This window comes from Paenibacillus xylanexedens (assembly GCF_001908275.1).
GTDB lineage: Bacteria > Bacillota > Bacilli > Paenibacillales > Paenibacillaceae > Paenibacillus > Paenibacillus xylanexedens_A.
Genome location: NZ_CP018620.1, coordinates 3,710,522 through 3,734,501 on the forward strand (window position 1 = coordinate 3,710,522; position 23,980 = coordinate 3,734,501).

At 48.1% G+C, this 23,980-nt stretch carries 14 protein-coding genes; 7 read left to right on the forward strand and 7 right to left on the reverse strand.

What is annotated here, in order from left to right:
- Positions 1-16 precede the first annotated feature (16 nt).
- The 3 genes from BS614_RS16715 (at position 17) to BS614_RS16725 (ending at position 5,298) form a co-directional block, all read left to right on the forward strand.
- Complete coding sequence (locus BS614_RS16715; RefSeq protein WP_074094786.1) at positions 17-2,248, forward strand: MMPL family transporter; 2,232 nt, start codon at positions 17-19, stop codon at positions 2,246-2,248.
- A 191-nt stretch (positions 2,249-2,439) separates the two neighbouring features.
- Positions 2,440-3,459, forward strand: coding sequence for a dienelactone hydrolase family protein (locus BS614_RS16720; RefSeq protein ID WP_074094787.1), 1,020 nt, complete (start codon positions 2,440-2,442; stop codon positions 3,457-3,459).
- A 723-nt stretch (positions 3,460-4,182) separates the two neighbouring features.
- Positions 4,183-5,298 (forward strand): rhamnogalacturonan acetylesterase, encoded by a 1,116-nt coding sequence (locus BS614_RS16725; protein ID WP_074096876.1) that lies wholly within the window; start codon positions 4,183-4,185, stop codon positions 5,296-5,298.
- Between the two features lie 140 nt (positions 5,299-5,438).
- On the opposite strand, the gene mnhG is transcribed toward BS614_RS16725, so the two are convergent.
- The 6 genes from mnhG to BS614_RS16755 are packed head-to-tail and all read right to left on the reverse strand — an operon-like array spanning position 5,439 to position 11,347.
- A complete protein-coding gene (gene mnhG / locus BS614_RS16730) occupies positions 5,439-5,831 on the reverse strand; it encodes a monovalent cation/H(+) antiporter subunit G (RefSeq protein WP_074094788.1) in 393 nt (130 codons plus the stop codon).
- Complete coding sequence (locus BS614_RS16735) at positions 5,815-6,099, reverse strand: Na(+)/H(+) antiporter subunit F1 (RefSeq protein WP_017688855.1); 285 nt, start codon at positions 6,097-6,099, stop codon at positions 5,815-5,817. Before BS614_RS16735 ends, mnhG begins: the two co-directional genes overlap by 17 nt.
- Positions 6,099-6,575, reverse strand: a complete 477-nt coding sequence (locus tag BS614_RS16740) for a Na+/H+ antiporter subunit E (protein WP_036608718.1) — start codon at positions 6,573-6,575, stop codon at positions 6,099-6,101. The genes BS614_RS16735 and BS614_RS16740 overlap by 1 nt, the downstream gene beginning before the upstream one ends.
- Before the next feature lie 6 nt (positions 6,576-6,581).
- Entirely contained in the window at positions 6,582-8,060 is a 1,479-nt protein-coding gene (locus tag BS614_RS16745) for a Na+/H+ antiporter subunit D (protein WP_074094789.1), read from the reverse strand.
- The gene (locus BS614_RS16750) at positions 8,053-8,391 is read right to left on the reverse strand and encodes a Na(+)/H(+) antiporter subunit C (RefSeq protein ID WP_036670645.1); all 339 of its coding nucleotides are present in this window, start codon (positions 8,389-8,391) and stop codon (positions 8,053-8,055) included. The genes BS614_RS16745 and BS614_RS16750 overlap by 8 nt, the downstream gene beginning before the upstream one ends.
- A gap of 1 nt (position 8,392) precedes the next feature.
- A complete protein-coding gene (locus BS614_RS16755; protein ID WP_074096877.1) occupies positions 8,393-11,347 on the reverse strand; it encodes a Na+/H+ antiporter subunit A in 2,955 nt (984 codons plus the stop codon).
- 461 nt (positions 11,348-11,808) lie between these two features.
- Between BS614_RS16755 and BS614_RS16760 the strand changes: the two genes are divergently transcribed.
- Both BS614_RS16760 and BS614_RS16765 read left to right on the forward strand, forming a co-directional pair.
- Complete coding sequence (locus BS614_RS16760) at positions 11,809-13,449, forward strand: sensor domain-containing diguanylate cyclase (RefSeq protein ID WP_074094790.1); 1,641 nt, start codon at positions 11,809-11,811, stop codon at positions 13,447-13,449.
- Between the two features lie 71 nt (positions 13,450-13,520).
- Positions 13,521-14,042 carry a hypothetical protein gene (locus tag BS614_RS16765; protein ID WP_074094791.1) on the forward strand — a complete coding sequence of 174 codons (522 nt, stop codon included), beginning with the start codon at positions 13,521-13,523 and terminating at the stop codon, positions 14,040-14,042.
- 103 nt (positions 14,043-14,145) lie between these two features.
- On the opposite strand, the gene BS614_RS16770 is transcribed toward BS614_RS16765, so the two are convergent.
- Positions 14,146-15,285 (reverse strand): GGDEF domain-containing protein, encoded by a 1,140-nt coding sequence (locus BS614_RS16770; protein WP_074094792.1) that lies wholly within the window; start codon positions 15,283-15,285, stop codon positions 14,146-14,148.
- 232 nt (positions 15,286-15,517) lie between these two features.
- Here BS614_RS16770 and BS614_RS16775 point away from each other — a divergent pair, with 232 nt between their 5' ends.
- A complete protein-coding gene (locus tag BS614_RS16775; protein ID WP_074094793.1) occupies positions 15,518-22,228 on the forward strand; it encodes a DUF7507 domain-containing protein in 6,711 nt (2,236 codons plus the stop codon).
- A complete protein-coding gene (locus BS614_RS16780) occupies positions 22,225-23,916 on the forward strand; it encodes a DUF11 domain-containing protein (RefSeq protein ID WP_074094794.1) in 1,692 nt (563 codons plus the stop codon). Before BS614_RS16775 ends, BS614_RS16780 begins: the two co-directional genes overlap by 4 nt.
- Positions 23,917-23,980 lie beyond the last annotated feature (64 nt).

The window sequence follows — 23,980 nt, forward strand, 5'->3', positions numbered from 1 at the left end:
GCAGAGGAGCTTAGGTATGGGTTATCGCAGACTTGCTGCCTTCATCAGCCGATATCCGAGGTTCATTATTCTCTGCTGGGTATTTATCATCGGGATGTCAGCGGTCTGGGCGTGGAAGTTACCTGACATAGTTCAGGATCACGGATTAAAACGGGTTCACGGGGATGCGCAAGCAGTTGATGCTGTTCTGGAGGACGAATTCGGTTCTCCTGCTGATCCGGTTATTCTGGTTTTTGAGAAAAAGGAAAATACCTCGCCGTTACAGTTCAGGCAGTGGATCAAGGATCGTTTGACACAGGTTCAAGTGTTGCCTGCGGTAACCTCTATCACGTCCCCTTTGGATGCTAGCGAAAGGGTGACGCTTAAAGACCATAGGGCATATTCCCTTGTGAAAATGGATGTGCCCGCGCATCAGATGGGTCCCCCACTGGAGCAGTTGCGCGCCGTGCTGGAAACAGACGGTCCAGGTACGGTGCAATTGACGGGGAAGGCAGTCGTGCAGCAGGATGTCAATAATCTGAGCTTTCGTGATCTGGAACGGGCAGAGATGGTGGGCCTGCCGATTGCCCTGATCGTTTTGTGTTTTGCATTCAGGGGGCTATATGCTGCATTGATTGCTGTCATGATGGGGATCAGTGCTGTGATTACTGCGATGGGAGTCACGACACTCCTTGGTTATCATCTGGAATTGTCCAACTTTATCATTAATGTGATTCCCATGGTGGGCATGGCACTGAGTATAGATTTTGCCCTGATCATCCTGAGCAGGTACAGGGAAGAAGTTCAGCGGGCCTATGAAGATGAAGGCGAAGCTAATGTTCTGGGTAGAAGTCTGGATATGCAAAGCGAGATACTTCAGCGAACATTACGTACAGCAGGCAGAGCAGTGTTGTTCTCGGCAGCTTGCGTGCTCCTTGGGCTGCTGGGTTTGCTCTGGATCAGACTGCCAATGTTTCTGAGTGTCTCCTTGGGGGCCATTATTGTTCTGCTCCTATCGCTATTGTTAAATGTTACGCTGCTGCCAGCTCTACTGTCACTGTCTGCGGATCGGGTCTTCAAGCGAAAGTTAGTCCATTCGTTGCCCAGACGCTCGGTCTGGCATCGATGGTCAGCATTGGTCATGAAACGACCAGTCAGTATGGCCATTGGAGGTACGGTTGTGCTGCTCCTGTGTGTTTATCCAGTGACCCGGCTGGAACTGTCCGTCCCGGATGCTTCTTCACTCCCAGAGAGAATGGAGTCCCGCCAGGCAGCAGAGCAGTTGCAACATGATCTGGGGCAAAAGAATACCTCCGCCATCGAGATCGTGATTGGCGGACAGCAGGAACTGTTGACTGCCTCTCACTGGCAGTTGGCCTACAACAAAGCCCGTCAACTACTGCAGGACTCAGACGTATTGAGCATTGTTTCACCATGGGGCCTATTACAGCCGAATCAAAATGACTCGCGGAGCCTTTTTCAAATTCCACCGTCGGCGCTCACTCCTTCCATAGAAGGCAAGGAGTCAACAAGGACGGCATGGCTGCGTTCAACGGTCTCTGACCATTCCATACGATTGATAGCCACCGTGCACGGGGAGCCTGGGTCGGAACAGGTTGCAGACTGGCTTGAACGAATAAGGAATAGCGATTATGCACCAGGTTTCAACAACGTAAAACTACGTTATGGCGGGGAAGCTGCCAAGCAGCATGAAATAATGCAGGAAGTCACAAGTCAACTGCCCAAAGTGCTGGTATTTGTAGTGGTCACCAATTATCTTGTGTTACTGGCGGCATTCCGATCGATGCTCATTCCAACCAAGGCAATTCTGATGAATCTGCTCAGCTTAGCCGCTTCATTTGGCATATTGGTGTGGGTGTTCAATGAAGGACATCTGGGGATGGAGCCGTCAGCGATTGCCATTATGATTCCTGTATTCATTGCAGGATTGGTGTTTGGCATATCCATGGATTATGGCGTGTTTATGCTGAGCCGTATTCAGGAAGTGTATAGACGAACCGGAGACAGTGATGTGGCTGTACAGCAGGGATTGGCTTCTACAGGTCGTTTGGTTACCTCAGCAGCGGCAATTCTGCTTGCGGTGACCATACCGTTTGCCTTTGCTGAAGTCGCAGGTGTGAGGCAGTTAGGGATCGGAATCACGGCAGCGGTGTTGATTGACGTTACATTAATCCGTCTAATACTGGTACCTGCATTGATGAAATTAATGGGTAGGTGGAACTGGTGGCTGCCAGGTCAGATGAAATGAAGGGTATTTCCGTAACCTGTCTTCAGGTTGGAGATATCCTTTTTTTGGCTAGAAATCGTGTGATTCCATTCAAAACAGGCAAACATGTTCAATTCATGGGTGACATAGATGTTCTATAATGGATGGAATTAATTCCATATAACAGTCTTTTATCTACGTTATCCTATGAAAAACAGGAGGGACACAGGCCCATGTCTGATATTGAAGCCTATCTACAACAACAAACGAATCTTCGTGGTCGTTCCGCGTATCATGCAGATCAACCCCTGGAGTTATGGCACAGTCAGTTACGTACTCGCGTGAAAGAACGGCTGGGCGGTTTCCCTACGATGGCGGCAGCACTGAATCCTGTCTTACTGGAGCGCATTACATGTGACGGATATATTCGGGAGCGGATTGAAATCACGACCTATGCAGGACTTCGCATGCCAGTGTATTTATTAATTCCGGGTGATGGAAGCATTATCGAGAACAAGAGACCTGCTATCGTTGCTTGTCATGGGCATGGCTACGGTAGCCGAGAGATATCGGGTATGGAACCGGATGGGTCACTACGGACAGGAGAGCCCGGATTACACAAGGACTTTGCAGTAGCTCTTGTGAAGCGTGGTTATGTGGTTGCGGCTCCAGAGCTGCTCGGATTTGGTGATCGAAGACTGGAAGAGGACCGCGATGCGCCACCAGGGGTAAGCTCCTGTACGAAGATTGCTGCGCATCTGCTTATGGTGGGGAAGACCCTCGCCGGTCATAGGGTGTATGAAACAACACGTGTATTGGATTATATATCGACTCGGCCAGAAGTGGATTCGGAGCGAATTGGAAGCATGGGTATCTCGGGCGGTGGGCTGGTGACTGCATTTACAGCCGCGTTGGATGAACGGTTCAGGGCAACTGTGGTAAGCGGTTATGCAAATACATTCCAGGGCAGCATACTGGATCGGAACCATTGTCTGGACAACTATGTGCCAGGTATCCTGCGTGAAGCGGAGTTGCCGGATCTCATCGGCCTGATTGTGCCTAGGCCACTTTTTATTGAAGCTGGAAGTGATGATCAGGTGTTCCCCATCCATGCAGCGAGAGAGGCGTATGAGCGTTTGACACACATATATGAGCAGGCGGGAGCAGAAAAATCGCTGGATGCGGATTTCTTTATAGGTGGACATGAGATTAGCGGAGCGAAAGCCTATGACTGGCTTGACCAAGTTCTGTGAAGCTGAGGCTTATTACCATCTATATAAGTTGAACTAATCATTTACACGATAACGGAGAAGATAGAAAAAACCTGAAAAAGCGAAGCTACAAGCTTTCTGCAAGAAAGCTACTTCGAAAGCATACACTTCGCCTAAAAGCTTTCTTAAAGAAAGCTACATCGGAAGCATACGCTATCACCGGATTTTCCCTTGAGAAAAGGGAATCGAAAAATCTGGGGATAACAGCGATTGGAAGGTTATTCTGTCTTCGTAGAGTCTGTGTAAATAATTTTTAGTTCAACTAGAGCGTGTCTTCAAATTGAACGTGTCTGGAGCAGGGCACGGAGCGGGAGCGCTAACGACCCTGTGACGTCTTATTCAGCGATTTGAAGCGCCCGCAGCAATCTAAGGAATCTGAAACACGCTATATTGGAATAAGCAGTCGTTTACAGCTTGTTTATTAGGTGAATTTGGTTAATAACGTGTCTCAGGTTCCTTACAAAATAAAAGGAGGACTCGAAGGCTAAATAAGACTTCCTCGGTTCCTTAGAAAAACTTCTGGACAATTCGCCAGGATCAGCAATTCTTGACTTCAAGCTGTTGGACCCTGACATCCTTCAACGTATTGCATGCCTAAGTTTGAAGACACACCCTAATATAATTCTGATTCGAGAGGAGAATTCAGTGATGAAATGGTCAATATCGGTAAAGCTTCTGCTCTGTCTTGTTCTGTTTGCGAGTACAATGGGCATCGGTTTGGGAAGCGGTGGAGGGCGAGTCGCCGAAGCGGCAACAGACAATTACAGATTTGATTTTGGTTCGGGTGGTGTTGAGAGCGGTTACACAGGCGTGTCCGCAGGAGATGCTTATACGCCTATGAAAGGTTATGGCTTCAACACACCTGCACAGATGAGGAATGTGTCTGCCTCAGGAAGCGGGGTTAAGAGTGACGCTGTGCAGTTTCTGACTTACGGCACCAAGAGTACCAATACCTTCAATGTGAATCTGTCCAATGGTCTCTATGAGGTCAAAGTGGTTCTGGGCAATACAGCCAGAGCGAGTGTGGCTGCAGAAGGTGTCTACCAGATCATTAATATGACGGGCAACGGGGCAACGGACCAGTTTCAAATTCCGGTGACTGACGGGCAATTAAATCTGCTGGTTACAGAAGGAAAGACAGGAACGGCCTTCACACTTAGTGCACTCGAAATCCGGAAGTTATCCAATCAGACCGTTACCAACCGCACAATCTACATTGGTGGTGACTCAACAGTTTGCAATTACTATCCGCTGGGTAGCAGTGTACAAGGAGGTTGGGGACAGCTGTTTCCGTCCTATGTGAACAATTCCACCTTCCAGGTTCGAAATATGGCGTCAAGTGGTCAATTTGCGAGAGGCTTCCGCGATGATGGTCAGATGGAAGCGATTCTGAAGTATATCAAGCCGGGAGATTATTTTATTTTGCAATTCGGAATTAACGATACCAATGCCAAGAATAATACAACGGAGGCGCAGTTCAAGGAGATTATGCGGGATATGGTACGTAAGGCGAAGAACAAAGGAGCAACGGTGATCCTCTCCACGCCTCAGGGCCGGGCAACAGACTTTAATACAGCCAATGTACATCAAGCGGAGAACCGCTGGTACAATCAATCCACACGTGCACTCGCTCAGGAAGAGGGAGTTACCCTTGTTGAACTGAACAAGCTGAGTTCTGCCTATTTCACGTCTATTGGTCCTGCGGCAACACTTGCTCTATATATGACAGGGGATAGTCTGCATCCGAATCGTCAAGGGGCTGCGGAGCTTGCACGTATTGTGGCTGCGGATATGAGAAGACAGGGACTGAGTGGATTCTGACTATGCTATGCTACTTAATCTGTCTGCATAATCAGTGCTTGATATGATCCGTGTATGCAAAATAAAAAAATACCCCCGGGAATATGCCGCAAAACGAGCGGTTGATCCCTTGGGGGTATTCGTTATGCCTAGGCTTGGGATTATTCCATCATATCCTTGGCCTCATGGTTCACCTTTTTCCCTTTTAACAAAGGTTCCAGTTCATCTTGAACGCTCTGCTCCCACAGCGGTACATCTGTGCGATAGGCGGCCCGTCCGTTCAGATGTCCGGCCACCGGAGCCGTGATGAATACAAACAGGATACCAAGCAACAAGCGGGCACTGATATAGTTATCGAAGTACCAGAAGTAGAAAAACGTAGCGCTTAATACACAGAATACTCCAAGTGTCATACTTTTGGTTGCGGCATGGGCTCTCAGATATACATCAGGCAGACGAATAAGTCCGAATGCACTGAGCGCACTGAGTAGTGCACCGAGCAGTACGAGTAGACCTATAGCGGTTTCAGTGGTTACTTTAACGATCTCCATCATTTTTGAATACCGCCCCCCGTTCGATATAACGTGCAAATGCCACTGTACTTAGAAAGGCCAGAATACCAATCAGCAAGATGATATCCAGATAGGCTTGGGTTTGCAGCATCATCGACAGAACGGCAACGATGGCGATTACATTGATACCGATGGTATCCAGTGCCGTGATCCGGTCAGCCATGGATGGTCCCCTAAGCACCCTGTACAAGCAACCCAGAATGGCTAAGGAGAGAATGAGCAATGAGATGAACAACAGTGAGGATAACATTAACGCGTCACCTCCATAATTGCTTTTTCGAATGTATTTTGGATATCATCTCTCATTTTCTGTTCATCCTTGATATCCAGTGCGTGAATAAACAGTTTGCGTTGATTACCCGAGATCTCAAGCGGCAGAGAACCTGGTGTCAATGAGATGAGTAAGCAGAGCAGAGTAACCTCCCAATCCGAGGACAATTGAGTTTTATACGTAAAAATACCGGGCCTTATATCGAGCTTTGGCTTGATAATCTGGCGTATAACCTCAATGCTGGCTCGCACCAGTTCCTTGAAAAGCAGTGTAATCAGTTTGAAGATGGCCCAGACCCGCACAATATAGAAGCGCTGGGGGAAGAATCTGCGCATCCCCCCGATGAGAAGCAGTCCAAGCAGGTAACCTATGAGAAAACCAACACCATTCCAGGCATTGTTCAGAAACATCCATACAAAGGCAATGATAAGATTCAGTACAATCTGAAAGGCCATAGACATCTACTCCTTCAATACGGCATCAATATAAATATTGGGATGCAGTAGAATATCGCCTGCGCGGGAGGTTAATTGGAACATACCTTCAGCCCCCACACCCATTACGATGATGAATACAAACAGAATTCCGGCAGGAATCAGCAGGCCGTTCACCGCGTAAGGGCGTCTTGTAACCCCGGCAGGCGGTTCGCCCCAGAACGCTTGTATGAAGATGCGTAGTACCGAATATAACATCAACAAGCTCGAAAGCACCGCAATGCCGGTAAGACCATATAAGCCTGCCTGCAAGCCTCCTTCAAAGAGAAGCAACTTCCCTGGAAATCCACTAAATGGCGGCAAACCTGCCAAGGCAAGTGCGCTAATGAAGAACATCCAGCCGAGCAGCGGATAGCGATGGATCAGCCCGCCCATGTTGTCGAGTTTGGATGTTCCGGCAACAGCGATCAAAGCACCGCCGAGCAGGAAGAGCAATGTTTTGATCAACATATCATGCAGCATATAGAAGAGCAGCCCCTCCAGTGCAGGGCGACTGGCCGAAGCCATACCAAAAGCGACAAAACCTACACCTGCGACTACGTTGTAAATGAGAATTTTGTTCACATCGCGGTATGAGATCGCACCGATGACACCAAGGACCATCGTTGCACCAGCCATCCATCCGATCAGTGTATGGAAGAAATCAGGATCATGATAGAAGATTAGTGTGAATGTTCGCACAATTGCGTACAAGCCAACTTTGGTGAGCAATCCTGCGAACAATGCAGTGACGACAGCAGGTGGTGCAGCATAAGAGCCCGACAGCCAGAAGAACAGGAACAGTCCGGCTTTGATGCTAAATACGATTAGGAAGAGTACGGCAATTAAGGTAATAACCCCGCTCTGTCCCACTTCAGCAATTTTTACGGACAAGTCTGCCATGTTCAATGTGCCAGTAATAGAGTAGAGGAAGCCGATGGAAGCGACAAACAGTGCTGAAGAAACGATGTTAATCAAGACATATTTAATCGTTTCACGCAATTGTCTTTCCGTACCTCCCAATACGATCAGTGCATAGGAAGAGATGAGCATCAGTTCAAAGCTGACAAACAAATTGAACAAATCTCCAGTTAGAAATGAACCGTTAACTCCCGCAATCAGGAAATGAAAGAACGGATAGAAGTGGTGCTCTTCCCGCTCCTTGTTCACACTGCGGAAAGCATACAGTAGACACGCCAGTGCAATGATGGAAGCGGCTACGACAAGTAGCGCCGACACCATATCCGCAACAAGCACAATACCATAGGGAGGTGCCCACCCACCCATATTAAGCGTTAGAACTCCAGTCTGTGCTACCCGCGTAATGAGTATCGTTGACACCGCTGCTGTAAACAAAAGTCCAATGACACTAATGATCCGCTGGATATTTGTTTTTCGGAAAAATAGCAGAGCCAGAACACCTGTAATCAAAGGCAACAGAATCGGCAGAACGACGAGATTATTCATATGGGCGCCCCCTTACTTCTTCCATATCGTCTGTTTTTAACTTCAGATAAGAACGATAGGAGAGAACAAAGAAGAACGCAGTGAGGCCAAAATTAATAACAATTGAAGTTAGTATCAAAGCCTGAGGAAGTGGATCGACATAACGTTCAGCCATCTCCCCAAGCAGTGGTGGTGCCCCAGTTTTGAGACGTGACATGGTGATCAAGAGCAGATGCACGCCATGGGTTAGTATGGACATGCCAAGTACGATGCGGAGCAGGCTCCGCGACAAGATTAAAAAGACGGCAACCGCAAACAGAATGCCAACGGCTACACACATCAATATTTCCATATCAGCGATCCTCCCCGATCTGTAGAATGATGGTCATGGTGACACCCAGGACAGCGAGATACACGCCAAGATCAAACAGCATGGCCGTGGCGAGTTCTGTTTCTCCCAGCAAAGGAAGTTCGAAATAACCGAAGGTTTGACTTAGGAACGGGACTCCGAATATAAATGAACCCGCACCCGTAAGTAAGGCTATACCCAATCCGATCCCTGTGAGAACACGGAAGTCAACGGGTAACGCTTTGCGTATTGTATCAGTACTGAATGCCAGGGCAATCAATACGAGCGCTGCCGCTGTGACCAAGCCGCCGATGAAACCTCCGCCCGGATTATGGTGACCTGCAAAGAAGAGATGCATGGCAAACGTCAGAATGATGAACACAACGACCTTGGTGGTCGTTTGCAGCAATACATCATTACTCTGCAAGGGGACAGTATCCCACGAGGATGAGCTGCGTTCCCGGTTACCATACTTTTTCGTATTGTCTGTTTCATCATCCAGATCGGGCTCGGAATCCTTAGTTTCGTCTTTCTTACGGAACTTCAAGCGGGCTCCGAGATCCTTCGCTTCGAGGTTCAGATTAATCATGGAGTAGATGGACAATGAAGCAACCCCAAGCACCATAATCTCCAATAACGTATCGAAGCCTCGGAAATCCACCAATAACACGTTCACGACATTTTTACCACCGGCCGAATCATAGGCTTCCTGAAGGAAGAAAGTAGAAATGCTGTCGAGTGATGCTGTTCCGCTTGCAGCCAGTGCCACAAAAGTCATCACGATCCCGACTGCTATCGCTACAATCATATTCACCGTGAGATAACTGCGGCTTGATTTGCCACGTTGAAGCTCAGGCAGATGGTAGAAACAGAGCAGGAACAATGCAACGGACACCGTCTCAACAATCATCTGTGTCAACGCCAGATCCGGCGCCCGGAAGAGTACAAACAGCAGGGTTACGAGGTAACCAACCGCTCCGGTCATAATGACTGCCGACAGTCTGTTCTTGGCAAAAGGAATTGAAACTGCAGCACCGATGAGCGTGACTAGCAGTACCACCTCATAGAATGAGTATGGTGCATTGCCCTGCAGATTCCAGGTAATATTTTCTCCTGAACGGAAGAAGGCATAGACCAGCAACGCGACCGTGAATGAGAAAATGTAAACGAGATAATTACGAACCGAGCCATTCATATAGGCTTCCGTCCATTTGCGTGCATAATGCTGAAGATTATCCAGCACGACATGGTACATATTGTTAATTGTTAGTCCTTGTGGATAATGCTCATAAATATTCCTCCATCGTGGCAACAGCTTGTAAAGAGTGATTCCGAGAATCACAACTCCGATCGTCATAATCAGTTCCGGAGTCCATCCATGCCACAGAGAGAAATGTACATCGAAGCGCTCATTCCCATTCAAGAGGGATGGAAGCACAGCGGCCATGGCCGGTTCAATCAGTGATCCGGCCAGCAGATTCGGGAAGAGTCCGAATACAACGACAAGAACACCTAGAACAACAGGCGGAATGAGCATGCCAGCGGGCGCTTCGTGTAGCTTCTCGGCAGGGATCTCGCTTTGGCTACGACCGAGGAATGTTTTGAACACGATAATAAGCGCATAGATCAGGGTAAACACACTTGCAAGCCAAGCGAATACCGGCAATAGAACACTCCAGGACCCAAGTCCAAAGATTCGTAGATGCGTGACTTCCACCATCGCCTGGAAGAATAACTCCTTGCTCAGGAATCCGTTGAACGGCGGAATACCCGCCATGGCAAGTGAACCGATTAATGCCACGGTGAATGTAATTGGCATGAATGAAGCAAGTCCACCGAGCTTCCGTATGTCACGTGTACCCGTTTCATGATCAACAATCCCTACGACCATGAACAGAGCGGCCTTGAAGGTCGCATGATTAAACAGGTGAAGCAGCGCAGCGGTTATTGCCACAGTGTACATCGCAGAGGATTCGCCATATCCGAAGTAGAGAGCAGCAGATCCAACCCCTAAGAGGGACATGATCAGACCAAGTTGAGAGATGGTCGAATAGGCAAGAATCGCTTTGAGATCGTTTTTTTTCACCGCCAGGAATGATCCATAACACAAAGTCAGAAGACCAACGCCGGTAACGAGCCAGAACCAGAGTCCCTGTCCACCGAAGATCGGCGTAAACCGGGCGACAACGTACAGTCCGGCCTTGACCATGGTGGCTGAGTGAAGATAGGCACTAACAGGTGTCGGAGCTTCCATGGCATCCGGCAACCAGATATGGAACGGGAACTGAGCTGACTTGGTGAAAGCTCCAATCAGGATCAAGATAAGTGCGGGTAGAAATAGTGCGCTTTCCTGAAACTGACCCAATCCTGCAATAGTTGCACGAATACTGAACGTTCCGGTAATGAGATACATCATCATGAATCCGGTAAGCATGGCGAAACCGCCAAATACCGTAATCAGGAATGATTTTTGTGCTCCTGAAGTCGAGGCTTTACGTTTGTAATGGAATGCAATCAACAGGAATGACGTAATACTGGTCAATTCCCAGAATCCGTAGAGCACGATCATATTATCAGATAGCACCACGCCCAACATGGCTCCCATGAACATCAACAGATACAGGTAGAAACGGTTCAGCGCTTCTTTCATATCCATGTAGAAGATGGAGTAGAGAACAACGAGGACACCGATTCCGGTGATTAGCAGTGTCAGCATGAGGCTCAGACCGTCCAGATACAGGTTAAATCCAATGTCCAGTGAAGGAATCCATGGGATATTTCCAGATACGGTATTGCGCTGTGACACAGCGGGTATGAGACTCGCAAAGTATACAAATAATAGTGCCGGAACAAGGAGAACCGGCCATCCCAAATGTAATTTACGGAAGAAACGATGCAGCATGGCAAGAAGAATGCCAGCGGCAAAAGGCAGAATAACAGCAACATGAAGCAGGCTCAACATTACACCCCCAATGTTTAGTATTTCGATTACTCTCTCTGTGACATACAGGCGCATGATCCTTTGTAGGATATGCTTGCTCTCTATATTCATAACCCAAGTATGTATATACAGAATCGTGTCTATTCTTTGAATGGAAGAAACACGGTGAAAATTTCAGTATAATATTGTATGGGCATGTATAATAAATAAACACACAAGTTCCGATAAATATGAAAACGATTAGGGCGTGTCTGAAACTCCGAAGAAGCAGATTTTGCCGAATTTTCGTTCCAAGCCAGGAAGTTTTCCGCAGGCGTGCCGGGGCACGTCAAGGGAAAGTGACGCAGCAGGGGGCGAAAAGGCGGTAAAAGATGCACTTCAGCGAGTTTTGAGACACGTCCGAGGTGACATTCCGTGTACTCTTTACAGCATAGTTATGTTGAGAAGCAAGATGGTTTCACCGTGTAATGGAGGAAGTAATGTCATTCAAAATTAGAACTGTGCTTACAGTCATCTTTGCTGTGTTATCCTTGCTGGTTACCCTGACGATTGGGTCTATTTTTAGTCAAAAGTCATTTGTTGCTGTAGAGACTGAGATTGGTCACTCGCTTACAGGCACGGCCTCACAGGCTTCGGACAAGCTGGATCGATTCATGTCCGCTCGTGCGGGTGAACTGGACCTGCTGGGCCGGATGGTTTCGTTGAAAGATGGATTCCAACCTGATGAGATTCAGATGCTGCTGGATCAGTTACAAGATAGCTTTCCCTCATTCTCATGGGTTGGATTCATGAACCCGAAAGGAAAAGTGTTAGCTGCCACGGATGGTATCTTGCTTGGGGGAAATTTATCAGAGCGACCTGTGTATCAGGAGGGAATCAAGGGTAAATTCATTGGAGATGTGCATAATGCAGTACTTCTTGCCAAGCTGCTTCCGAATCCAACGGGAGAGCCGTTGCAATTTGTCGATATCAGTTTTCCGCTGAAGGATAGCAAAGGACATATTCAAGGTGTGCTCGCTGCACATTTAAGCTGGGAATGGGCGAAGGAAGTCGAGGAATCCGTTCTTGCCCCATTGAAAAGGGAAGAAAAAGACATTGAGTTTTTTATCGTGAGCAAAAAGGAACATACAGTGCTGCTCGGGCCGAAGGAATGGATCGGTAAACCGTTGGTATTGCCTGGCATCGAAGAGGCCCAGCTCAACAAAAGCAGTTGGTCCATTGAAAAGTGGCCTGACGGTAATGAATATGTGACAGGGTTTGCCTACAGCCAGGGTCATCTGGATTATCCCGGATTAGGCTGGACCGTAGTCATTCGTCAAGTCAAGTCATCTGCTTTTGCATCTGTGTTTGACCTGATGTGGTTTAATGTGTGGTCTGGACTCGCCGTTACCGTGCTGTTTGCACTGATTGGCTGGGTTGTCTCACGTCTGATCTCTGCCCCGCTTGTGCGTCTTACCAGAGTAGCCAATCGACTGCGTGCAGGGGAAGAGCTTGAGATTCCTGCGATTAAGGGGATTAAGGAGATTGAAGTGTTGTCCCGTTCGCTTCGGGATATGCTGACCTCTCTTATGAATAAAAACTCAGAGCTGGTCGTGATGCAGAATCTGGCGCATTTTGATCAGTTAACTAGACTGCCAAATCGCACTGCCCTTGAAGTGTATCTGGAGGAGTCTCTGGAGACCGAAAGTGAAAATCACACGCTGACTTTTCTCTATCTGGATCTCGATGGATTCAAACGGGTCAACGATACACTTGGACATCAGACTGGAGATGTGTTGTTACAGAAAGTGGCCCAGCGACTGTCTGCTCTTGGTCAGGTGAAGGGGATAACAGTCCGATTGGGCGGAGATGAATTCCTGATTGTACTTCAGTCTGTTGGAAGTCATCCAAGGGAAGAAGCCATGGCTTATGCAGAAGCCATCATTCAAAGCCTGAACAAGCCGTTTATTATTGAATACGAGCGAATTCGAATTGGATGTAGCATCGGAGGTGCTGAATATCCAACCAACAGCGACAACCCAAGTGAGATTATTCGGATGGCGGACGAAGCTTTGTATGAGTCTAAACGTGCAGGCAAGAACAGAATGACATTTTATTCCGAGTTGAAGCAAGATCGTTAGCGTATAATAACATTAGCTGGGTTATCCCAATCACCTTTGTGCGAATGTGCGTATAAAAAAGGAGGGGTGAAATGTCTGGAAAATATACATCTGTACCTTTTGGTTATGAGCCACCTGCGGCCAGCCGCAAAGGCACACTGACTTTTTATGACTCGTTTGAACATGTGACTGATGAGCAACTCGAGCGCGCCGCTGCAACGGTAGATACCCGTTCATTCATACAGCTTGTGCTGTATCCTTTACACGAGAGCACGTTTAAACGAATGAGCAAAGGTACAATACAAGCCTATTACAAAAGAGAAGATCGCCTGCATGATTGGCGGCGGGAACATCCAACCTCCCGTATACGCGTGGAAGGACTGGAGGGCAAGAGAAAAAAATATACGCCTGTGGATAGCGCGCTGCGCCATATCACTGCGGAATATCCAGCCCCTCACTTTCTTTATTTGACGATAGAGATGGCGAATATGTTTGCTTCATTTGATTCCTTCAAGGATTGGATCAAAGAGCTGCGTCTCATCATTGATGGATCGTCCGAATACCTGCATCCGATGCTGGAGCAAAATCGCCATCGCTGGGAATGGGCGGAATGAAAACATAGATGTATGAAAAAGATCGGCCTGCTGATCATATTCAGACCCAAAAAAAGTTGTGTTGTACAAACCGGAATTCCGGTGTACAGCACAACTTTTTTATTTATATTTTCTCTGTCAAGGACGAAGTCAGATCAAGTGATGTTGCGGTTTTATTTTTACCTGTTCGTTTGGCCGCATACAGACAGGCATCCACTTCCTCGAACAATTTGTCTTTGGTTAGATTAGGGCTGTAGCTTTTGAGACCGATACTCACGGTGATGGAAGCTCCTTCAAGTTCCAGATGGCCCATCAAGGCAATCTTCTGGCGAATCTGTTCCACCAAGGCATAGGCTTGCTTGAAAGATTGCTCAAACATCAATAAGGCGAACTCTTCGCCCCCGTACCGTGCTGCAATATCACTTGAGGTAATGGTTTCCTGAATGATCAGGGACACTTTCTCCAGAATGATGTCTCCCACCCGATGACCATACGTATCATTAATGGATTTGAAGTCATCAATATCGATCAGGGCCAGATGCAGACTCATGCCACTGTTGGCATACTCAAATGCTTTTTCATAATAATCCTTGAATGAGCTTTGATTATAAAGGTTGGTTAAACCGTCTGTTTTGGACTGTTTGGTCATAATGGCATTTCGCACAATAAGGTCCTGCTTGGCAAGCATGCTGGCCTGAAGATCATCGAGCACCTCAACGCCGCTGGTTACGATAACCTGTGCTACATATGTACCTAGGATTAGAAAAGCAGGAATGGATACCATGTCAAATGAAGACAAGTACAACCGGTAGGCCGGATCGAACAAAACCAGAAAGTAACCAGTCATCTGCATCAGAAAGACAATCCAGACTCTTTTTTTACTGAAGAACAGCACCGAAGCAAAGATGGGCAACAGACAGATTGCTAATATAATCCGAATGTCATAATTGACATGAATAATCGTCCACGCGATAACCGTGCTGGCTATAGACATGGTGTAAAAGGAATATGAACTGAAGCGTCGATCAACCCAACTTGCGAACAAAATGCATGAACTGCTGACGGCCGTAGGCCAGAAGAGGACATTCATCAAGAAATCTGTAGGTGTGCGATCATACTCCAGAAACAGGAAACAGCCAATCTGAATAGCGAAATGTGCAATGATAACAACCCAGTAGGCATGGAGCATTTTTTGAATCCATTTGGAATGTTTGAACTCGTACTCTGTTGGAATGTGGCTATTTTGCGTATTGAAACCTTTCATATATCACCGCTGACTGCATCATAATGGTACGACAGAATTACTCTCGTATATGATAATTATAAATCACAATGAACAAAACGCAAATGTATTTAACTGTTATGTGAGAACAAGACTCACATAAGTTTCGAGTTGTCACAAACTTTTTATGGAGGACAAACAAAACTCAACAATACACTCATAGACTATATACATGGCTCCGTTCCATATGTAGGAAATCATTGATGAAGGGGAGGTGATTTTCATTCCTCTTGTCGTTCGTTCAACCGTTAATGCTACGGGAGCAATTACATTTACAGGAAATACGCTTGGACTGAGTCGTTCGGAAACAGCAGGGGTACCCGGAACACAGGACAGTATTGGAGGTTTTACCACAACCAACACCAGCCTCCAGTACGGCACCTATCCACTGGGAACGACAAGCTTGTATCAGAGCAACAGTTCAGCAGCCATTCTTACACTGCCCGCTGGAAGTACCGTTCTGTATGCAGAATTGATCTGGGGCGGCAGTTACATCAATGGTACAGTCAATCTGAGTGCTGCCATCAACAATCCGGTTACGTTTATTACACCCGCAGGGACTTCCAGTGTAACCCCTGACCCACTTACCTACAATCAATTCGATCTGGGAGGCGGTGCTGCTGGCTATGTACGTTCCGCCAATGTGACTACACTTGTACAAAGCGGGGGAGCCGGTACATATATCACCGGAGCAGTGGTAGGGACTATTGTAATTACGAATGATTCCACGGCCAATCATGCGGGATGGACACTTGGGGTTATCTATCAGAATCCCAATCTGCCTTTTCGCAACATGTCTTTACGTGCAGGAGGCGTACTCGTTCAATCCACTTCACCACCTGTCGTTACCACATTGACTGGATTTGCAACGCCCCTTTCCGGTGTACTGGGAGGAAGAATACTGTTCAGTGCTCAGGAGGGCGACGCGAACCGGACCGGTGACCAGGCATTATTCGGGCCAACCTCAGCTACATCGGTTGCTTTGTCCGGGCCCAATAATCTAGCTGCGAACTTTTTTGCTTCTCAGATTAACGGAGATACCGGAGCGCTTAATACAACAGGAACGTTTGGGACACGAAATCAGATCAACGGGGCTCCAGGCACCAATATTATCGGTGGACGTCAAGGCTGGGATATTACCAATGTGGATGTGTCAGCAAGACTGATCAATAACCAGTCATCTGCGGTGTTGACATTAACGACCTCGGGGGATGCCTACATTGTCAACGCCAATGCAATTCAAGTTGATATTAATGCGCCCAAGATCACATTGGCTAAGGCAACGGTCGCCTCCGGTGCAGTTGCCGGGGATAGTATTCTATATTCGGTTACCGTTACCAATGCAGGCACTGCGAGTGCGGCCAGTGTTGTTTTATCCGATTCACTTCCTGCAGGTCTTACCTTTATTCCAGGCAGTGTCACGGTTGCAGGTGTATCCCGTCCAACACTTGATGTGACGGCAGGCATTCCGCTGGGTTCGTTAACTTTATCCAGCAGTGTTGTTGTAACCTATCGAGCACTCATCGGTCAGGATGCAAGCATCCTGCAACTGGTGAATTCGGCCAATGCAGCCTTTACATTTCAAAGTGTAGCAGGGGGTCCGGTCATTACCGGAGTTATTCCGTCCAATAACTCCACCCTTACGGTTTATTCGCCAAACCTGTCCATTGTGAAATCGGCGAGTACCACCAATGTCAGTGTAGGAAGTCAAGTCACTTATACGCTTCAGGTGAACAACGGGGGAAATGTTGCTGCCAACGTTATATTGACGGATAACATCCCGAGTGGCAGCTCATATGTGGCAGGTAGCTTCCGACTGAATGGTACTGTAATTGCAGGCGCTAATCCGGCGACGGGCGTTAATTTGGGGAGCATCCCGGCAGGAAGTGCAAATACCGTAACCTTTCAGGTACTTGTAACAAGCTTGCCGACACCGCCAACTCTTGTGGATCAGGCGACAGCTTCTTATTCCTTTAATTCACCTGATGGTCGGACGATCACGGGAAACATCGCCTCGAATACCTTAACAATCCCGGTAACATTGCCCAATGTGACCACGGTAAAATCAGCATCCGTTACCGATGTTGCTGTCGGAGAGACCTTCACGTACACCGTAGTTACAAGCAACCTCGGTATTGAGGCGATTAATAATGTGATCCTCACGGATTTGCTGCCTGTCGGTACGAGCTTTGTCCCCGGCAGTGTGACCGTCAGAGGTACAGTCGTACCTTCGGCGAATCCAATTAGCGGCGTTTCGGTTGGAACGTTGACAGTAGGAAGTTCTGCGACGGTGACGTTTCAGGTGAACGTGCAGTCTTTGCCTGCTTCAGGTTCGTTAATCAATCGAGCGGTAGTGTCTTATAGCTCTGGTTCGTTCACGGGCATTTCCAACTCCAATACCATTACAACTCCTGTATACCAAGCGGTTATCGGTATCAACAAGTCGGCGAGCCAAACCAATGCGACACTGGGGGATCAGCTTGCATACACACTTGTGGTCACGAACAGTGGAAACATAGCGACTCAAGTGAATGTGACCGATACGATTCCAGCGGGGCTGACGTTTGTCCCGAATTCGGTAACCGTGAATGGTACTGCGCGTCCTGGAACAAGCCCATTAACCGGAATAACACTGGGCACCCTCTTGCCGGGAGCTACGGCTACGGTGGTGTTTCGCGCTACACTCACCACACTTCCGACTCCGCCGACACTGGAGAATCAAGGGACTGCAAGTTATACGTACCAGCTTCCAAGTGGACGGAATCTCTCAGGCAGCAGCTTATCCAATATCGTTCGTATATCTGCATCGGCTCCCAATATTTCTCTTAGTAAAACAGTAAACACACCGGATGCGACAGTTGGAGATGTGCTTACGTATACCGTTGTTGCAACAAACGCAGGAATTAGTGCAGTACAAAATCTGGTGATTTCGGATGCACCATCCGGCTCTGAATTTGTCCCGGGTAGTGTCACGATTAATGGATCTGCTGTTACCAGCGCAAGCCCCGTTGCGGGAATTGCAGTGGGTACATTGAATAGCTCAAGCAGTGTAACTGTGACCTATCAGACAAGAGTGAATTCCGTTCCATCTACGGGTTTGGTTAGTAACCGGGCCAATGCAGCATTTACATCAGGCAGTTTTAATGGTGTTTCTTCTTCTATATCAGTAAATACCCCCATATTTCTGCCAGTGATCCAAGTGGTGAAGTCAGCAAGTACAACAAGTTTGACGGTAGGCGATACGTTTAATTACACCATTCAAATTAACAATACAGGTAATATAGCTGCAACGGTTACCTTGACAGATCCTATTCCAGCAGGAGCAGTATTCAGCACAAATAGTGTCATTATTAATGGCGTGCCTACACCAGGCGTTAGCCCCGTAGCAGGAATTAATTTGGGGACGATCGCTGCGGGCTCAGGTGCAACGGTCACCTTTGTTGCGACGGTTACCAGTTTGCCAGATGCAAGGCAGTTAATTAATCAGGCGGTTGCTTCGTTTGCCTACACGCTTCCAAGTGGGAGAACGATTGCCGGTCTCTCGTCATCGAACACCATCACTATTCCAGTGTCTCTGCCCAATGTTACGATTGTCAACAGTGACAATGTAGAGTACGGCGTAGTCGGAGATGTCATTCGATACACATCTGTTATTCGTAATAACGGCACAGTAGCCGTTAATAATGTGGTATATGTCAATCCTCTTCCTTCAAATACCCCATTTGTACCCGGAAGTGTCATTGTGAACGGGACTTCGTTCCCGCTCTCCAATCCGACAGCCGGCATTCCAATCGGTACGTTGGCTCCAGGAGCCGAGGTTACCGTAACTTTTGAGGTGACGATTACCATGCCGATTCCTTCACAGATTAACAATCAGTCGACGGTCAGCTTCACATCCGGTTCATTTTCAGGGTCATCATCGTCCAATACGACTCAGACTCCAGTCATACAGCCACAGATCTCACTTGTCAAAACGGCGAATACAGTTAATGCAACTGTAGGTGATACGGTTGTATATACGGTGACGGTGAGCAATGCAGGTAATCTGGAGGCAAATGTTACAGCGACAGATACCATTCCAGCTGCGACTACTTTAGTAGCTAACAGTGTTGTGGTATCTGGTGTACCCCAACCTGGAGCGACGCCAGCAGCTGGCATTCCGGTAGGCATTGTAGCAGCGGGGGCAACGGCTGTTGTCACCTTTGCCGTTGTTGTGGATTCCCTTCCATCTCCGCAGCAGCTTAGCAATTTTGCTACATCATCCTTTACATTTACACCTCCAGATGGGCGGACGTTGACTGGCTCAGCCACTTCGAATACGCTCACGTTCCCGGTCTCGTCACCAAACGTCGCTGTTGTCAAAAGCACAGCTTCCACTGCGGCTACGGTAGGCGATACAGTGACCTATTCCATTCTGGTGACTAACAGTGGAATTGCACCAGTGAACAATATTCAGTTTTCGGACCCGATTCCAGCTGGAGCCTCCTTTGTTACAGGTAGTGTCACAGTGAATGGGGTTGCGCAACCTGGAGCCAATCCGGCAGGTGGGATATCCCTTGGGACATTGGGGCCCGGAACGTCCGCAACGGTCACGTTCAGTATCCGTGTCGACGCGATCCCGCCAAGCAATCAGTTGAGCAATCGCTCTACGGTCAGTTTTACCTCAGGTACATTCTCAAGCACAACCTTTTCAAATACCGTGGTCACTCCGGTGTACCAGCCTATTCTTTCAGCACAAAAAACAGCCAGTACACAAAACGCTACCGTTGGGGATACGGTCAGTTACACGATCACCGTGAGCAATCAGGGAAACTATGGAGCCCAGATTAACCTGACAGATAACCTTCCAGCCGGAACCATCCTTGTTCCAAATAGCGTTATTGTGAACGGTCAACCGCTGCCAGCAGGAAGTCCGGCAACCGGCATCCCCGCAGGCAATGTGGCTCCCGGAGCTACGACCACCATTACCTTTTCAGTAGTTGTTGATACGCTGCCAAGTCCGCAACAACTGGTGAATCAGGCTACGGTAGCTCTATCATATACATTGCCGGATGGGCGGAACATCACGGGGTCTGTTCTATCCAATGTGCTGACCATTACCGTATCGGCACCGGATGTCGATGTCGTCAAATCCACAACTTCGACGGCGGTATCTGTTGGTGATGTCGTAACGTATAGCATCGCTGTAACCAATAACGGAATTGCAACGGTGAACAATGTGGTTTTCACGGATGCAGTGCCGACAAGTACCGTTCTTGCGCCAACCGGCGTGTTTGTCGATGGTGTTCTGCGCCCTGGTGCCAATCCTTCTACGGGAATAACGCTTGGTTCCATCGCACCTGGCGTTACGGTAACCGTTGTATTTAGTGTGCAGGTTACGGCGCTCCCGGCAAGTGCAGTGTTAAACAATCAGTCCACGGTCAGCTTTACATCAGGTGTTTTCTCAGCGACCACATTCTCCAATACGGTTACAACTCCGGTCTATCAACCTATTCTGTCGGCAGTCAAAACGGGAGATCAGACGATAGCAACGGTAGGGGATACCGTTGTGTACAGCATCGCCATCTCCAATGCCGGGAACTATGGGGCATCCGTCACGTTGACCGATACCATTCCAGCTGGAACAGAGCTTGTTCCAAATAGCGTTATTATTAACGGGGCTTCTGCACCAGGTGCAGATCCAGCTTCGGGTATTCCGCTTGGTGTCGTTTCCACAACAACTCTAGTTACCTTCTCCGTTGTGATTGTGACGTTACCTTTGAGCCAGTCCATCACCAATCAGGCTTCTGCTACATTTTCGTACACATTACCTGATGGAAGAACACTTGGAGGCACGATTACGTCCAACGCACTCAACATTCAAGTATCTGCTCCGAATGTCAGCGTTGTGAAGACCACTCCGGTGATTGATGCTGTGGTGGGCGATACGATTGTATATGAGATGGTTGTGACCAATGAAGGAATTGACCCGGTAAACAACATTGTGATCACCGATCCGATTAACCCAGCCACCACATTTGTTACAGGCAGTGTTCTGGTGGACGGCGTCCCACGTGCCTTGGCCAACCCTGCGCTGGGCATAGCTCTTGGTAGTTTGGCGCCTGGAGCATCGATAGCGGTATCGTATGCAGTTCGGGTCAATACACTGCCAACACCACCACAAGTGAGCAGTCAGTCTTCCGTAAGTTTCACATCGGGTGTTTTCTCGGGAGCAGCGTATTCCAATACAGTTGTAACGCCAATCTATCAGCCGATTATTGCCGTAACCAAAACAGGGAGCACTTCCAATGCAACGATTGGTGACACCATCACCTATTCTTTTGCCATTAACAATAGCGGGAATCTTGATGCAATTTTGACATTAACGGACAATATACCGAATGGAGCCGTACTGCTTCCCAACAGTGTTCTGATTGATGGTGTTCCACAGCCAGGTGCCAATCCGGAGACGGGTATCGCTGTGGGTACCATACCGTCCGGAGGTACGGTTATTGTAACGGTTACCCTCGAAGTGACTGTAGATACGTTGCCGCAGGATCAGCAACTGGTTAACCAGGCGGTGGCCAACTATACATTTAGTCCACCCGATGGCCGTCTGTTGACGGGGACCGTATCTTCGAATGTTCTGGTTATCCCGGTATCTGCACCAAATGTTGTTGTTGCCAAAAGCACAAGTGCCATTGATGCTGTTGTTGGTGATGTAATCACCTATACGGTTGTAGTAACCAATAGCGGCATTGAAGTGGTGAATAATGTGGTCATGGTTGACCCGGTACCTGTCGGTACAGTATTTGTGCCAGGAAGTGTTACGGTGGATGGTGTGCCAAGACCAACAGGGAATCCGAATACAGGCATCACGCTTGGTTCGATTGCTGCGGGTGCTTCCGTTACGGTTACATTCAGAGTAGAGGTTGTGGTGATATGAGCCAATCTTCCGGTCCGTTGTCCCACTGGCTAAAGAATCAGTCCCTGGTTCGATTCAGCTCGGGTGCGACTGAACTGGAACAGGTATCCTATTCGAATACGGTTGTAACACCGTGGATCGGCCCCAGGCTTGAAGTCAGAAAAGTGTGCAATGTCACAGAGGCTGCCTTGGGGCAGTCTCTTATCTACCATGTTGAAATTGTTAACTCCGGAAATCTTACGGCCCTAGTGTACCTATTGGATCAGCTATCTGCAGAGACGGCACTGCTTCCCAACAGTGTATTGCGTGATGGCATTCCGTTACCGGGAGCATCACCGGAGAGAGGATTGCCTCCAGCTGAAATCGCGCCCGGAGCCACGTTGCGATACCACTTCCAAGTTGTAATCTTGCGTTTACCTGAGGCACTGAAGCTGCTGAATCAGGCACAGGTTAACTATGAGTTTTTGACACCGGAAGGCAGATTGGTTACGGGTATGGAACAATCTAATATCGTGGAGGTCAATCTGGTCTCATCCCGACTGGAGATCTCCTTTCAGGCGGATCACATCTATACCTTCTCAGGGGATATTGTCATGTACACCGTCATCGTGAGCAATCCGGGTTTTATTACAGCCACGAATGCCCAAGTAACGATTTCTTTGCCACAAGGTATTGTTTTTATACCTGCGAGTGTCATCGTAGATGAAATGTTTGCGCCACAAGTAACGCCTGATACGGGCATACAACTTGGAGAGATTTTGCCCGGAAGCTCAATTAGGATACAATATCGGGTTCAGGTTATTGGGGGAAGTGATGCAAACGGAATATCAAGTGTAGCTGTACTGGCGTATATCTCGGCAGGACAGCAGGAGACGGTCTACTCCAATCAGGTTACCCTGGAAGTGATACAGCCCCAGGTCACTGTGGTAAAAAGTGTGCTCCCGGTAACGGCCACATTGGGTGATGCCGTCCAATATAATATTACCGTCTCCAATGCAAGCAGTTATGCGGTGGATGGAACTCTCCTGGATGTACTGCCCACAGGTGTGACATTTGTTGAAGGTAGTCTGCGCTGGAATGGGGTTAAACGTCCCGGAACCAATCTGGCTAAAGGACTTAATCTGGGGACGTTGACAGCCCGGTCGGTTCTGAATATTCAGTTCGAAGCGAAACTTCCAGATCGAGATGAATCGATGCCTGATGACTACAGGTATGTGAATCATGCTAGCCTGATGTATACATTTCGATTGCCAGATTCACGGTCAGTGCAGCGGATGATTACATCCAATGAAGCTGTGGTCGAATTGAAAGCGCCGATAATTCAGGCTTACGTTCAAGTGACACCCACATTGGTCGAGCAGGGAGGTACCGTCACTTTTCAGGTACGTGTGGGGAATACGGGTAATTTGCCGGCACGTGTACAACTTGGGAGCATTTTACCTGAGGGTGCCAGATGGCTTGGGCAAGCTACGGGTGAGCTCCAATTGAGCATATCAGAGTATTCCACACCACGGGTTCTGCATGTGGGCGTGATTGAGCCGGGAACGGAAAAGAACATCTCGTATGTAGCGAAGTTAGCTTCTGAGAAAGCGGGGACGCTGCAAGGAGACTTGATTGCTAGGTACACGTATGAATGGAATGGACAAAAACGGGCTGGCGAAACCCGATCAAATGAGTACAGCATCATTGTGGAGTATGGAGAAGAATAGGAGGTATCACGGTTAACGGTAACTTGCCTCAGGAATTTGCTCATTCTGGTTGCCATGAGATTAC

What these genes read in the sequence shown, in the direction of transcription:
- BS614_RS16715 (WP_074094786.1), top strand. Translation starts at nt 17, where the DNA reads ATGGGTTATCGCAGACTTGCTGCCTTCATCAGCCGATATCCGAGGTTC.
- BS614_RS16780 (WP_074094794.1), top strand. Translation starts at nt 22,225, where the DNA reads ATGAGCCAATCTTCCGGTCCGTTGTCCCACTGGCTAAAGAATCAGTCC.
- mnhG (WP_074094788.1), bottom strand. Translation starts at nt 5,831, where the DNA reads ATGATGGAGATCGTTAAAGTAACCACTGAAACCGCTATAGGTCTACTC.
- BS614_RS16725 (WP_074096876.1), top strand. Translation starts at nt 4,183, where the DNA reads ATGGGCATCGGTTTGGGAAGCGGTGGAGGGCGAGTCGCCGAAGCGGCA.
- BS614_RS16735 (WP_017688855.1), bottom strand. Translation starts at nt 6,099, where the DNA reads ATGTTATCCTCACTGTTGTTCATCTCATTGCTCATTCTCTCCTTAGCC.
- BS614_RS16770 (WP_074094792.1), bottom strand. Translation starts at nt 15,285, where the DNA reads ATGAAAGGTTTCAATACGCAAAATAGCCACATTCCAACAGAGTACGAG.
- BS614_RS16765 (WP_074094791.1), top strand. Translation starts at nt 13,521, where the DNA reads ATGTCTGGAAAATATACATCTGTACCTTTTGGTTATGAGCCACCTGCG.
- BS614_RS16720 (WP_074094787.1), top strand. Translation starts at nt 2,440, where the DNA reads ATGTCTGATATTGAAGCCTATCTACAACAACAAACGAATCTTCGTGGT.
- BS614_RS16750 (WP_036670645.1), bottom strand. Translation starts at nt 8,391, where the DNA reads ATGGAAATATTGATGTGTGTAGCCGTTGGCATTCTGTTTGCGGTTGCC.
- BS614_RS16740 (WP_036608718.1), bottom strand. Translation starts at nt 6,575, where the DNA reads ATGGCCTTTCAGATTGTACTGAATCTTATCATTGCCTTTGTATGGATG.
- BS614_RS16745 (WP_074094789.1), bottom strand. Translation starts at nt 8,060, where the DNA reads ATGAATAATCTCGTCGTTCTGCCGATTCTGTTGCCTTTGATTACAGGT.
- BS614_RS16760 (WP_074094790.1), top strand. Translation starts at nt 11,809, where the DNA reads ATGTCATTCAAAATTAGAACTGTGCTTACAGTCATCTTTGCTGTGTTA.